Genomic DNA, 12,916 nt, shown 5'->3' with positions numbered 1-12,916 from the left:
CCGCCCAAATCGGGCGGCTTTTTCGCGGGTGGGAACTCAGCCGATATTGGCGGACATGTCCGGAATCATCCGGTAGACCTCGTCCTCCCAGTTGCGCCAGTTGTGCACGCCGACGGCCGGGAAGTCGTAGGTGACATTGTCGGCGCCGAGCGTGATCATCCGGACCTGGAAGGCCCGGGTGTTGGCCAGCGCGAGCGCCTCCAGCGGCGTGCCCTGGATAACGTCCATCGGGGAGGACACATCGCCCGCGCTCGGGATACCGCTGCCCGCGGCCACCCACAGCCGGGTGTTGTTGGCCTTCAGACGCGGGGCGAAGACGAACGGGTCCATCCGCAGCCACTGCGGACCCCACGGCGGCGCCATCGCGTCGATGTTGTAGCCACCGGCGCTGATCATGGCGACGCGCATCGCCTCGCGCATACCGGGCGCGGAGATGTTCAGGTAGCCGGAGAAGGATCCGGCGAAGCTGAACTGGTCCGGGTGGTAGGCGGCCAGCGTGAGCGCGGCGCTACCGCCCATGGACAGGCCGAACACACCGTTGCGGTTCGGGCTGAAGCCGAGCCGGTCGCGCAGCGCGTTGCGCAGTTCGGAGGTAAGGAAGGTCTCCCACCTGTAGGTGCTGGTCTTACCGAGCACCTCCTGGAAGTTGCTGGATCCGGTCATCGACGAGCCGGACGCCGAGCCCGATGAGCCCGCCGAACCGGTGTTGATGCCGAAGAAATTGCTGGGCGCGTTCCAGTCCGCGTAGAAGCTGGACGGCCCGCCGACCGGCATCACCACGTTGATATTCGCCTTGGCGAGCGCGTCGGCGACGTTGGTTTCGATTTCCCAGCCGTTCAGATCGCCGCGCGCCCGCATACCGTCGAGCGCGTAGACGACGCGGCTGGTGTTGCCGTCGGCGGCGCGGAAGATCCGCGACTTGATCGGCCCCATGCTCGAATCGACCCAGAAGTCCATTCCCGCCGGGTTGAACGCCGCCGACGCCGTAACGGCGGGCGCGGTCAGCGAAGCGCCGAGCGGTAGCACGATGGCCAGCGACACCAGCGCCGACCGCTTGAGCCAGGAACCGGCTCTTCGAGTCCTCAGACGCCCGAACACGCCTCGCATCAGGTTTCGGCCTTTCATTCGTGCGGCCGCGGGGCCGCGTTTACGTTGACCGCCGACGGCATACCGCAATGTGGCCGACGGCGGGCGTATCAGGGGCAGCGTAGCGCACCCCGGTAATCTCAGCGTTATCAAACCGATATAAAGCGGCGAACGCCACCTTGTGGGTAATCAACAGTGCAAACGGTGGGCACACCCGCAAGGGGCGTGCCCAGTAGGCCTATCGCTCCTACCATGCCGGACGTTTCCGGCACGACGGCCGCATTGCAGTCGAAGTAACCACGCGTGCAGCCGGACTCAATGGTGCGGTGCCGGATAGGGATCCACCAAGTCGCAACGCTGGATCTCATACTTCGGTACGCGATCGATGCGGTACTCGGCGAAGCGCAGCGCGTTCTTGAGGTTGTGCCGGAAGCGTTCGAAGGTCAGTGGGCCGCGCGAGGAGAGCAGCAGCGCCTGGGTGTCCGGGCAGGACATGGCCACCCGGGCCTGAGTCACCCACTTCTCGTCCAGGTACCAGGGCATCCACGGGTGCCGGTCGACCATGCCGGTGTCGACGACGACCCAGTCCGGGTAGAGGTTCTTGTCGTGCCCGATGCGCCCGTCGGTGAGCCGGTCGCTGTGCGCGGCCAACGGGTAGGCCAGGCCCATCTGATCGATGACGCGCACGTTCAGCGGGACGTTCATGCTGGTCATGCCGAGGTTCAGGAAGAAGACCGTATGCTCGTCGCCGTCCTGCGGGATCGGCAGCGGCGGCGGGGCGGTGTACCAGTCCATGAAGGACGGCGAGGCCAGCAGCAGGCCGCCGTTCGGCGTATCACGGATGACGTTGACCATCGCACGCATGCGCGGGTAGTCCAGGTAGTCCTCGGCCAGGATGGGGTGATCGTGGCCGGTGTTGAGCACGTAGTAGATGCGCTCGTCGACGATGCCGGTCGAGGTGATCTTGGTGCCCGCTTTGATAGCGGTGGTGTTGGCCGCGAAAAGCGCCCACCCCGCGGTGCCGATCAGCGCGAACAGCACCAGCGCGAACGACCAGTCGCCCGCCGACAGCCGCCGCTCGCGGAAATCGGGCACCCGGACCGGCACGACGGCGACCGGCAGCAGGAACAGGAACAGCTGGGCCAGCAGCATGCGGCCGTGCATGAAGTCGCCGCCGACGCGCAGCGCGTAAACGGTGAGGATGAGCGCGCTGCCGAGCACCAGCGTCACCACCGCGCTCGGCGAACGGAACCATTCGCGCACCCGGCGCACGGTCCATTCCCGCCGCTCCCGCCGCTTGCCCGCGAGGGCCGAGCGGACCATGAGCACGCCGACGATCAACAGCACCAGCAGCGGCACCCAGAGGTAGTAGGGACCCACCAGATCCCACAGATATTTGAAGCCCTGGCCCCATTTGCTGCCCGCCGCGTCCTTGGCGACCGCGGTGTTCGGATAGGGCAGGCCGTAGTAGCCCATCCGCCAGATCTGATAGCCGAGCGGCAGCAGCCCGGCGGCGGCGATGATGAAGCCGCGCACCACGATCGGCCGGAACCGGGTCTGCGGGACGGGCGCGCAGAAGATCATCAGCAGGGCGGGCGCGGCGAACAGCGTCATCTCCGGGCGGACCAGTGGGGCCAGCCCGGCCCAGAACACCAGCCCGAGCAGTCCGGGCAGGCGCACTCGATCGGCCTGCGCCCAGCGGATCAGCAGCAGCCACAGCACCGCGATCCAGAAGATGACCAGGCCGCTCTCCAGCCCGGAGGTGGCGTAGTCGCGGGCGGGCGGCAGCGCGATATAGACCAGCACGCCCGCGGGCAGCATGAACGCCGAGGTGGCACCGCCCCAGAGCCGGGCGGTGCCGAGCATGGCGAAGACGATCGCGGCCAGCGAAACCGCCAGCGTCACGCCGAGCACCACGTACTCGGCCCGCGCCTGGGTGATCCAGGTGAAGAACCAGACCACATAGGTCCAGGCCGCGCTGGTGTTGGTTTCCACGCGCTCGCCCTCGTTGAAGACGGGACCGTTGCCCGCCATGAGGTTTCGCACGGTGCGCAGCACGATCAGCCCGTCGTCGGCGATCCACCGCCGATTCCACGCACCGACCGCGAAGAGCACAACGGTGAGCGTTATCCCACCGACGAATGTGGTGCGGGATAGGAAGGCGGCGCGCGCCGAACGAGCCGGCGCTGCGGCCGGCTGCTCGGATTCGTATTCGCCCTGCTCCACTCCCGCCACCAACATCTCGTCAGGTGAGATAGACAGCGACACCTACCGCTCCAATCCAAGCGATTGCGAGGAACTGGAGGACACGGTCCCCCAGCGCGATCTCTTCGGGTTCACCGGCCTCGCCACCGTCGACGTCGACCGCGTAACGCAGGACTGCGATAGTAAACGGAATCATCGAGATGGCGAACCACTCGGTGTCCTTTTGATTGCCCTGCTGGAACGCCCACAGACCGTAGAACACCACTACGGCGGTCGCCGCGAGGGTCCAGATGAACCGCAGGTAGGTCGGCGTGTAGTACTCCAGCGATTTGCGGATCTTGGCGCCGGTGGCCAGCGCGATCTGCAGTTCGGCGTAGCGCTTGCCCGCGGCCATGAACAGCGAACCGAACGCCATGATCAGCAGGAACCACTGGGACAGTGGGATATTCGCGGCCGCGCCACCGGCGACGGCGCGCAGCAGGAAGCCGGACGACACGATGCAGATGTCGAGCACCGCCTGGTGCTTGAGCCCGAAGCAGTAGGCCAGCTGGATGGCGATATAGATGACCATCACGACGGCCAGCCGCCAGTCCGCGACGAACGATCCGGCGATCGATACCGCGAACAGCGCGATGGCCAGCGTGTATGCCAGGTTCACCGGTACGACGCCAGCCGCGATCGGCCGGTAGCGCTTGGTGGGATGCGCCCGGTCCGCCTCGACGTCGAGGGCGTCGTTGACGAGGTAGATGCCCGAGGCGGCCACGCAGAACACCACGAAAGCGATGCCGATGTGGAACAGCACGTGGCCGTCGGTGAGCACCTTCTGGCCCGCCGCCATCGGAGCGGCCAACACCAGGACGTTCTTGACCCACTGCCGGGGACGGACGGCCTTGATCAGCCCGCCCGCCAACGTCTTCGGCGGGCCCTTGACAACGGCCTCGTCTAGGTCGGCGCCGGTCGGCTCTTCACTCATCTCAACCCCGGCTCTTTCCTGTGCGGTCACTATCGAATCTCTTTTCGGCGGCTAGCACGACAGCGGCCGACGCGGCGCCGAGCGCGGACCCGGCGAGCACGTCGGAGGGGTAGTGCACGCCGAGCACCACGCGCGAAAGCAGCATGGGCGGAACGAGCACCGCAGGCAAGGGTAGCCCGGTGAGCCGCCCGAGCAGCACCGCAGCCGCCGTTGTCGAGGTCGCGTGCGAGGACGGGAAGCTGAGCTTGCTCGGCGTCGACACGTTGACCTGCACCGAGGGATCGTTCGGGCGCGGGCGGCGGACGATCCGCTTGATGACGATCGATGCCGCGTGCGCGCCGACGGCGCCGACCGCGACACCGGCCCACTGCCTGCGCCGCGGCTTGTCGACCAGCCAGCCCGCCGCCGCGATGCCGACCCAGCCGAGCGCATGTTCACCGAAATGCGACATGCCGCGCGCGGCCGAGACCACCGCGGGCTTGGCGCCGATCGTGGCCTGCACCGCGTTGATGACCGCCACCTCCGGCGGGCGCGTACCGGAATCCGTTGTATCCGAACGGTCTTCGCTCAAATCCCGCACGCTCGGATTGACCGCGTTCACTACTTGCTCCCGTTCTGGTCGATTCCGAAGGCGCGTTCCCAGGCCGCAGTGCTGGTGAGCCGCGGATGAGCGGCACGATAGCGCTCCTGCATTTCGGGGAAGCGGGCGGCCAGTTCCTTACGCAACCGCATGGCCTCTTTGAACAGGCCGAGCGCCTGGCGCGGATCGCGCTTGCGGTAGACGACGCCGCGCCCGTCGGCGGTGGTCACCGTGACGCCGTCCACCTGCGAGAGCAGGAACCAGCGCGCGTCCAGCGTCGGCACGTTGAGCTGCGGGGTGTCGTGATGTTCCGGCCGCGCGGGGCGGAAGTTGTGCAGCACGCCCTTGCCGAGCCGGATGATCTTCGCCAGCGGGTTGGCCGGTTCGCCGACGGCGCCGACGCCGATGTGGCTGGCCAGCGGCAATTCGGTGGAGGACGGCAGTATCACCGCATCCGGGTACTGCCTGCGCAGTTCGTGCACCGCGCCGAGCGCGCTCGGCAGCAGTTCGAACAGCCGGTCCGGCCCGGCGAGGAAGTCGCGGATGGCCAGGTTCTGGATGGCGACGGTCGAATACTCCAGGCAGAGCAGATGTTTCAGCGTCGCCTTGATCGTGTTGACGACCATGCCGCGACCGTTGCCCGGCAGTTGGAGCGAGGCGACCACCAGGCGATTGCGCAGGTGGAAGTAGGCCTGCCAGTCGATCGCGTCGTCCTTGTCGCTCCAGGCCATATGCCATACCGCGGCACCCGGCAGGGTGACCGTCGGATAGCCGTGATCCCTTGCGCGCAAACCGTATTCGACGTCATCCCACTTCAGGAACAGCGGCAGCGGCTGGCCGATCTCCTCGGCCACCTGCCGCGGGATGACGCAGGTCCACCAGCCGTTGAAGTCGACGTCGATGCGCCGGTGCAGCAGCTTCGAATTATCCCGATCCCGGAGCGGGTACTTCGAAAAGTCGTGGTCGTATTCGACATTGGGCGCCGAGGTCCACATGAAGACGCCCCGGTCCACCACCTCGCCCATGCTGTGCAGGTGCGAGCGCTCCTGCAGGTTGAGCATCTGCCCGCCGACCAGCATCGGCGATTTGGCGAAGCGGGCGAAGGCCAGTGCGCGCAGGATCGAATCCGGTTCGATCTCGATATCGTCGTCCATATAGACGATGTATTGCGCCGCAGTATTTTTCAGCGCCTCGTACATCACCCGGCTGTAACCGCCGGAGCCGCCGAGGTTGGGCTGATCGCGCAGGATCAGCCGGTCGCCTAGTACCGCGGCGGCCTCGGTGAAACCGGGCTCGTCCACCACCTTGCGGTTGCCCTGGTCCGCGACGATCACCGCGGTCACCTTATCCAGCACCAGCGGGTCCGAGCCAAGTGCCGCAAGGGTTTTCACCAGATCGGTGGGGCGGTTGAAGGTGGGCATACCGCATGCGATGGTGCCATCGCCCGGCGCCTCGACCGGCGCGTACCAGCCGCCCGACAGCAGGGTGACCGCCGTATCGGTGGTGATGTCGAACCAGATCCAGCCGCCGTCCTCGAACGGGCTCAGCTCGGTCTCGAATTCCACGATTGTCGATTCCTGCCCGGAATCGACCGCGAATTCCTTGCCCTGCACATGAATTCGGGACCCGTCCGCCTTCGAACGGTACATGTCCACCCGGCCGTGCCCGGCCAGTTCCAGCCGCAGCACCACCGAGGTCAGGATGCTCCAGCGCCGCCAGTAGCTGGCGGGCAGCGCGTTGAAGTAGGTGCAGAACGAGACCTCGGACTCCGCGCCGATCGACAGCGAGGTGCGGGTGGCCGCATGCGCGCGCCGGGCGTTGGTCGGCGATTCCTCCAGGTAGAGGGTGCGCACGTCCAGCGGCTCACCCGGTCTGGGCAGAATGATCCGCTGCAGCAGGGATTTGGCGCGGGTCTCGGTGGTCATCTCTTCCAGGATCGATTGGGAGGTCATGCGTTGCTTTCCGTGATTCTGCGGGACACCCGCACCCGGTCGGCTTCGATAAGCGAGGCTGCGCAAGTGTCGCTCATCTACGCCTCCTCATCCACGAGTGGCGCGCCCGACTCCAGGTGCGGCCGCAGGACATTGTCGAACATGCTGAGCGCGCTGCCGATGGCCATATGCATGTCCAGGTACTGGTAGGTGCCGAGGCGTCCGCCGAAAATTACCTTCGCCGTTGCGGTTTCCCGCTTCGCCAGCTCGCGGTAGGCGAGTAGTTTGGCGCGGTCCTCCGGCGTGTTGATCGGGTAGTAGGGCTCGTCGCCGGTCTGCGCGAAACGGGAGAACTCGCGCATGATCACGGTCTTGTCATTCGGGTAATCGCGCTCGGGGTGGAAGTGGCGCGGCTCGATGATGCGGGTGTATGGCACGTCCGCGTCGTTGTAGTTCATCACCGAGGTACCTTGGAAATCACCGGTTTCCAGCACTTCGGTCTCGAAATCGATGGTGCGCCAACCCAATTCACCCTCGGTGTAATCGAAGTAGCGGTCCAGCGGGCCGGTGTAGACCACGGGGGCGTCCGGGCTCTGCGCGCGCAGCTCCTCGCGCACGTCGAACCAGTCGGTGTTCAACCGCACCTCGATGAGCTCGGAGGCGGCCATATTCTCCAGCCACTTCGTATACCCCTCTTTGGGCAGGCCCTCGTAGGTGTCGTTGAAGTAGCGGTTGTCGAAGGTGTAGCGCACGGGCAGCCGGGTGATGATGCCCGTCGGCAGGTCCTTCGGGTCGGTCTGCCACTGTTTGGCGGTGTAGTCGCGGATGAACGCCTCGTACAGCGGGCGGCCGATCAGCGAGATCGCCTTTTCCTCGAGGTTCTGCGCGTCCTTCGTATCGAATTCGCCGGACTGCTCCGCGATCAGCTTGCGCGCCTCGTCCGGGGTGAAGTAGCGGCCGAAGAACTGCGAGAGCAGGCCCAGCCCCATCGGGAACTGGTAGGCCTGCCCCTTGTGCATCGCGTAGACGTGATGCCGGTAACCGGTGAACGCGGTGAATCGGGTGACGTACTCCCAGACCCGCTCGTTCGAGGTGTGGAACAGGTGCGCACCGTATTTGTGCACCTCGATCCCGGTTTCCGGATCCGGCTCCGAGTATGCGTTGCCGCCGATGTGGTGGCGGCGATCGAGCACTAGCACCCGCTTGCCGAGCAGGGTTGCGGCGCGTTCGGCGATGGTCAGCCCGAAGAAGCCGGAGCCGACGACGATCAGGTCGAACTGCGAGGCGGAAGTGGCGGAGTTACCCGGGGACGATGCGACGGTCACGGGAGCCCAGCGTATCGGAAGTCCGCAGCGAGACCGGGGCGAGTCAGGGGGTCCGGCCGGGACCGTCGGTGCTCGGGCGATTTTCCGATCGCGGTCATCGGCATTTCGCCGATTGTTCGCCGTGACGAGCACCGACGGCCATCGGACTCAGCTGGGGAATCCGACTTCGACCTCGACCCGGTCGCGCTCGGTGTACATGCGCCAGTAGTGCTCGCCGAGCTCGTCGTTCGTCATTCGGACGATCTCCAGGCCCGGCGGGATGAGTTCCGGATGTTCCTCGACGAGCCGTTCGGCCTTGCTGGCGCCGATCAGCGCGCCGATGCTCAGCAGCCCGACGTAGACGCCGCTGTCCCGGAGTTCGGCCGCCAGCTGCTGGACGTAGGCGTGCTGAGCGCCGAGCGCCATACCGAAATTGCCCAGATACGGCTGTACGTGACGGGTCGAATGGCCGGAGGAGAACAGCAATGCCCCGTCGCCGCGTTCGATCATCGCCGGGGCCAGCGCGCGAACCATCCACATCGGCGAATAGACCTTGATAGTCAACGGGATTCGCAGTGCCGCGGGCTCAACGGCCAGGGTCGAGGCCACCCGGTCCGCCATCTCGGCCGCCGCGCCGTGCATCGCGACATCGATCGGCCCGGTGGCGCTGGTGATTTCGTCGACCACCCGGAACACCTGCGCCTCGTCCATCACGTCCGCGGTGTAGGCGGTCGCGGTAATTCCTTCCGCCGCAAGGTCTTCGACGTGCGCCTTCGCCTTGACGGGATCACGTCCGATGACGGCGATACGGAACCCCTCGCGGCCGAAGCGCCGCGCGGTGCCCATGCCCAGTCCGGGACCGAATCCGAAGATGGCGATGGTCTTGGTCATACCACTACCCCATTAAGTTGAGTGCAGGTTCAAGTTAGCTAACCGACGGTAGCATTAAGTTGAACCTCTGCTCAAGATAATTCGAGTCCCGGATTTGTAGGATCGGCGAGTGCCCGAGGACAAGCCGCTACGGACCGACGCCCGGCGCAACCGCGACGCGCTGGTGGCGGCGGCCCGCGCCGTCTTCGACGAACGCGGGCTGGACGCGCCGCTCAAGCAGATAGCGGCCCGGGCGGGCGTCGCCATCGGCACCCTCTACAACCGCTTCCCTACCCGCGAGGACCTGATCGCGGCCGCCGTCGAGGACCGGATCGAGGCGGGCACCCGCATCGCCGAGGAAGCGCTCGAAATCGACGACCCCTGGGACGCTTTCGTCTATCTCGTGGAAAAGATCTGCGAACTACACGCGTCCGATCGCATGCTCAACGAGCTGTCTCTGCGCGCCGCACCCAGCCCGGCATTCGCCAGGGCGCAGGAGTACGGGCACGGGCTGATGCGCCGAATCATCACGCGCGCACAGGAATCCGGTGCGCTGCGGGCCGACTGGGCACTGGAGGACATCGCCTTCATCACATGGTCGCACACCCGGGTCGTCGAATTCACCGCGGAGATCGCCCCGGACGCCTGGCGACGGAACCTGGCCTTCATACTGGACGGCCTGCGCGCCGCGGCCGCCCATCCGGTCCCGGTGCCGCCGATCACCGAGGAGCAGCTGATGCGGGCGCTGCGCTCATGAGGTTCGCGTCGCGAATACCGAACGGCTCGGGCGACCGCGTGCGACCCAGCGCTCGGTGTTGCGGGATCCGGTGACGAGGAAGGTGAGCAGCGCCGGGACGCCGCTGATCAGGCTCGGCAGCCAGGCATTGTGCAGCAGCGCGGTCAGCTCACCGGGCAGGCCGTTCGACGCCGCCCACCAGATGTCGTAGGCGATCCGGCCACTCGGTAGCCAATCGATGCCGTACTCGGGCCGGTAGCCGACCAGCGAGCAGATGAGCGCCACCGCGGCGACCAGCACCTGTAGGCCGGACGCGACCTGAATCGTGTAGCGCCCGGCATCATCCCGCAGCGCCAGCAGGAAGGCGCCGTAGGTGAGGGCGACACCGAGCAGGATCGCGCCCGCGAGCGCGAAGATCGCGAACGATCGGTCCAGATGCTGATCGTTCCTGATCATGCCGAACAGGACGCCGCGCGCGCCCCAGAAATTGTTCAGCGCCAAGAGAATTCCGAGCGCCACGGCCGCGGGACCGAAGACGCTGCGCACACGGAACCGGACGTCCGGTCGCGCGGGTAAATAGCTATACGTCATTGTGAAGCCATCCTCCCCAGCTGGGCCGATACTTCCGATCGTACGACCGGCGTTATCCGGACGCGAAAGCGCCCGCACAGCTCGTGCTGTGCGGGCGTTCCCCTCGGGCGGATGGCAACCGGGGTGCCGGTTACCGCCTAGCAGCCACGAAGGCCTTCATCGCGTCACGGACGAATTCGGCCGTGCCCGCCCCGTGCTTGTCGTAGTTGTCCGCGAAACGCGGGTCCGCTACGTACATTTCGCCGAGGTTGGCGAAATAGTCCAGCTCCGGCATCGGGGTCTGCCAGCCGAGGGCGACCCAGTCGTAGTGACGTTGCACGATGGCCTGCACCTCGTCGCTGTCGGGCGCGAGCCCGGCCGCATGCGTCCGGCCGTAGTCGGCCGCGATATCCAGGTGCGTTTGAAAGTGCGCGTTCTGCTCATCCTTCGACATCGAACGCCACCAGCGGTCGCCGCGCTCATACGCGTCCTTGCCCCAGCGCTCGACCACCTCATCCTTGTACCGGGTGTGGTCGAAGCCGTCGAAAACCTCTGCCGCCATGAGTTGTTCACCTCGTTCCGTCTTGTGCAGCGTTGTTTGGACCGATTCGATCTGGCGCCGGATCCGATCCTGTTCCTGCCGAAGCAATTCCAGGTGCGTACGCAATGCGGCGCTGGTGTCCTGCTGGCCCGCGAGCACCTCGGCGATGACCGGTAGGCCGAGGCCGAGTTCGCGGAGCAGCAGGATTCGTTGCAGCCGCACCAAGGAGTCCTGGTCGTAATAGCGGTAGCCGTTGGTACCGGTCCGGCTCGGTGGCAACAGCCCGAGCTCGCCGTAGTGGCGCAGCGTCCGGCTGGTCGTACGGGCCGCCTTCGCCAGATCTTGAATGGACCATTCCCCGTTATTCATGACCGTTCCTCCTTTCGATTTCGTCGGTGCATACAGCTTGCAAGTTGACGTAACGTCAAGGTCAAGCCCAATTATCAGACAGCAACCTCGGCGTCGGCCAGTGCCCGTTCGGCTGGGCGGACCACCGCGGGCTTGCGCACCAACTGACCGACAACGGTGCTACCGAGCGCGATGGCGATCCCGGCGACCTGTAGCGGGCTCAGCGCTTGACCCAGCGCGACCCAGCCGATCACCGCCGCCGATACCGGGCTGAGCAGGCCGAGGAAGGCGACCGAGGTAGCGGGCACCTTGGAAATGCCCCGGAACCAGAGCCAGTATGCCGCCGCGGTGCCGAGCACGCCGATGTACAGGTAGCCGCCGATGGCCCGGCCGTCCAGCGCGGGCGGCGCACCCTCGACGAGCAGGGCGAGCGGCAGGATGAACAGGCCGCCCGCGGTGAGCTGCCATCCGGTTATCGCCAGCGGGCCGACGCCGTCGGGCCGCCCCCAGCGCTGGGTGAGTACCGTACCCATGGCCATCGACGCCGCACCGGCCAGTCCGGCGAGCACGCCGACGGTGTCGAGCTGAGCGTTGGCCCGCAGGACGACCAGCGAGACGCCGAACACGCCGATCAGGCCCGCGATCAGCTTGCGGCCGTTGGGCTTTTCCCGCAGCACGCCGACCGCGAGCAGCAGCGCGAACACCGGGGCGACCGCGCCGAGTACACCGGCGACGCCGCCGGGCAGCCGGTACGCGGCCAGGAACAGCAGCGGAAAGAAGGCGCCGATATTCAGGAAGCCCAGTGCCGCCGAGCGCCAGAGCCACGCGCCGCGCGGCAGCGTCCTGGTGATCGCGAGCAGCGCGAGACCCGCGGGCAGCGCGCGCATCAGCGCGGTGAACAGCGGGCGCTCCGGCGGCAGGAATTCCGTGGTGACGGCGTAGGTCGAACCCCAGACGATCGGGGTGAGCGCGGTGACGGCGAGGGTGCCAGCGACCGAGGATCCGGTGCGCTCGGCGAGTGTGGTCATGTCGGTGACTCCTCATTGATATTCTCAATGTTGAGATATCTACTCCTTGAGATGTCTCATCGTCAAGTAGATCAATGTTCAGATATTTGGTTATCGAGAGGAGAGGGCCGTGGCCGATGCGATCGACCTGTTCACGGCGCACTGGAGGCGCGAGCGGCCCGAGGTCGACACCTCGCCGATGGCGGTGGTCGGACGGGTCCAGCGGCTGAACCGACTCTTCGAACACGGCCTGAAGCAGTTCTTCGCCAAATACGAGATGGAGTTCTGGGAGTTCGACGTGCTAGCGACGCTGCGCCGGTCCGGCGGCGCCGACGGGCTCACCGCGGGCGCGCTCATCAAGGTCGCCATGGTCACCTCGGGCGCGATCACCAACCGCATCGACCGCCTGGTGGCGCGGGGCTGGGTCGAACGCGCACAGTGTCCCGAGGATCGGCGCGCGATTCGCGTACGTCTCACCCCGGCGGGCCGCGCGCTGGTCGACGAGCTGCTACCCATCCATCTGGAAAACGAGGAGCGCATGCTCGCCGCACTCGACACCGAATCCCGTGGCCAGCTCGCAGGATTGCTCCGCGCGCTCACCGAATCCCTCGGCGACGCGGTGCCCGATGATGCCTGACCGGCGCTCACGCGGCCGATCTGCGGTGCGCGTGTTGTGCACCGAACTTGCTCTGGCACTTGGTGGTTCGGCGGGCTCGTCCGGATATGCGTCAGGCTCGATCCGCTGCGGACCGAGCCTGATACGGG

Annotated in this window: 12 protein-coding genes; 2 read left to right on the top strand and 10 right to left on the bottom strand. The window is 66.5% G+C overall.

The features are described from left to right. Window positions 1-36 precede the first annotated feature (36 nt). The 7 genes from F5544_RS00835 to F5544_RS00805 all read right to left on the bottom strand — a co-directional run bounded on the left by F5544_RS00835 (window position 37) and on the right by F5544_RS00805 (window position 8,970). Window positions 37-1,107, bottom strand: coding sequence for an alpha/beta hydrolase (locus F5544_RS00835; protein WP_238847027.1), 1,071 nt, complete (start codon window positions 1,105-1,107; stop codon window positions 37-39). Window positions 1,108-1,401: 294 nt separating this feature from the next. After that, complete coding sequence (gene zomB, locus F5544_RS00830; protein ID WP_238847572.1) at window positions 1,402-3,327, bottom strand: flagellar motor control protein ZomB; 1,926 nt, start codon at window positions 3,325-3,327, stop codon at window positions 1,402-1,404. 4 nt (window positions 3,328-3,331) lie between these two features. After that, window positions 3,332-4,264, bottom strand: a complete 933-nt coding sequence (locus tag F5544_RS00825; RefSeq protein ID WP_167471400.1) for a decaprenyl-phosphate phosphoribosyltransferase — start codon at window positions 4,262-4,264, stop codon at window positions 3,332-3,334. 1 nt (window position 4,265) lies between these two features. Continuing rightward, on the bottom strand, window positions 4,266-4,784 hold the full coding sequence (locus F5544_RS00820) for a phosphatase PAP2 family protein (protein ID WP_167478888.1): 519 nt from the start codon (window positions 4,782-4,784) through the stop codon (window positions 4,266-4,268). Between the two features lie 80 nt (window positions 4,785-4,864). Beyond that, window positions 4,865-6,796 carry a glycosyltransferase gene (locus tag F5544_RS00815; protein WP_167471399.1) on the bottom strand — a complete coding sequence of 644 codons (1,932 nt, stop codon included), beginning with the start codon at window positions 6,794-6,796 and terminating at the stop codon, window positions 4,865-4,867. Between the two features lie 77 nt (window positions 6,797-6,873). Next, a complete protein-coding gene (gene glf, locus F5544_RS00810) occupies window positions 6,874-8,100 on the bottom strand; it encodes a UDP-galactopyranose mutase (RefSeq protein ID WP_167471398.1) in 1,227 nt (408 codons plus the stop codon). A gap of 147 nt (window positions 8,101-8,247) precedes the next feature. After that, on the bottom strand, window positions 8,248-8,970 hold the full coding sequence (locus F5544_RS00805; RefSeq protein ID WP_167471397.1) for an SDR family NAD(P)-dependent oxidoreductase: 723 nt from the start codon (window positions 8,968-8,970) through the stop codon (window positions 8,248-8,250). A 109-nt stretch (window positions 8,971-9,079) separates the two neighbouring features. Between F5544_RS00805 and F5544_RS00800 the strand changes: the two genes are divergently transcribed. Then, window positions 9,080-9,706 carry a TetR/AcrR family transcriptional regulator gene (locus F5544_RS00800; RefSeq protein WP_167471396.1) on the top strand — a complete coding sequence of 209 codons (627 nt, stop codon included), beginning with the start codon at window positions 9,080-9,082 and terminating at the stop codon, window positions 9,704-9,706. On the opposite strand, the gene F5544_RS00795 is transcribed toward F5544_RS00800, so the two are convergent. The 3 genes from F5544_RS00795 to F5544_RS00785 form a co-directional block, all read right to left on the bottom strand. After that, the gene (locus tag F5544_RS00795; protein WP_167471395.1) at window positions 9,701-10,276 is read right to left on the bottom strand and encodes a hypothetical protein; all 576 of its coding nucleotides are present in this window, start codon (window positions 10,274-10,276) and stop codon (window positions 9,701-9,703) included. The genes F5544_RS00800 and F5544_RS00795 overlap by 6 nt on opposite strands. Before the next feature lie 130 nt (window positions 10,277-10,406). Further along, a complete protein-coding gene (locus tag F5544_RS00790) occupies window positions 10,407-11,165 on the bottom strand; it encodes a MerR family transcriptional regulator (RefSeq protein ID WP_167471394.1) in 759 nt (252 codons plus the stop codon). Window positions 11,166-11,239: 74 nt separating this feature from the next. Further along, the gene (locus F5544_RS00785; RefSeq protein ID WP_167471393.1) at window positions 11,240-12,172 is read right to left on the bottom strand and encodes an EamA family transporter; all 933 of its coding nucleotides are present in this window, start codon (window positions 12,170-12,172) and stop codon (window positions 11,240-11,242) included. Window positions 12,173-12,281: 109 nt separating this feature from the next. On the opposite strand from F5544_RS00785, the gene F5544_RS00780 reads away from it, so the two are divergent. Further along, entirely contained in the window at window positions 12,282-12,788 is a 507-nt protein-coding gene (locus tag F5544_RS00780; protein WP_167471392.1) for a MarR family winged helix-turn-helix transcriptional regulator, read from the top strand. Window positions 12,789-12,916 lie beyond the last annotated feature (128 nt).

It is taken from the genome of Nocardia arthritidis, assembly GCF_011801145.1.
Taxonomy (GTDB): domain Bacteria; phylum Actinomycetota; class Actinomycetes; order Mycobacteriales; family Mycobacteriaceae; genus Nocardia; species Nocardia arthritidis_A.
This window is presented reverse-complemented; position numbering and strand designations above follow the sequence as displayed.

Bases quoted from the DNA above. Each gene is read 5' to 3' on its own strand.
- F5544_RS00805 (WP_167471397.1), bottom strand. From the start codon at position 8,970: ATGACCAAGACCATCGCCATCTTCGGATTCGGTCCCGGACTGGGCATG.
- F5544_RS00790 (WP_167471394.1), bottom strand. From the start codon at position 11,165: ATGAATAACGGGGAATGGTCCATTCAAGATCTGGCGAAGGCGGCCCGT.
- F5544_RS00835 (WP_238847027.1), bottom strand. From the start codon at position 1,107: ATGCGAGGCGTGTTCGGGCGTCTGAGGACTCGAAGAGCCGGTTCCTGG.
- F5544_RS00795 (WP_167471395.1), bottom strand. From the start codon at position 10,276: ATGACGTATAGCTATTTACCCGCGCGACCGGACGTCCGGTTCCGTGTG.
- F5544_RS00815 (WP_167471399.1), bottom strand. From the start codon at position 6,796: ATGACCTCCCAATCGATCCTGGAAGAGATGACCACCGAGACCCGCGCC.
- F5544_RS00785 (WP_167471393.1), bottom strand. From the start codon at position 12,172: ATGACCACACTCGCCGAGCGCACCGGATCCTCGGTCGCTGGCACCCTC.
- F5544_RS00825 (WP_167471400.1), bottom strand. From the start codon at position 4,264: ATGAGTGAAGAGCCGACCGGCGCCGACCTAGACGAGGCCGTTGTCAAG.
- zomB (WP_238847572.1), bottom strand. From the start codon at position 3,327: ATGTTGGTGGCGGGAGTGGAGCAGGGCGAATACGAATCCGAGCAGCCG.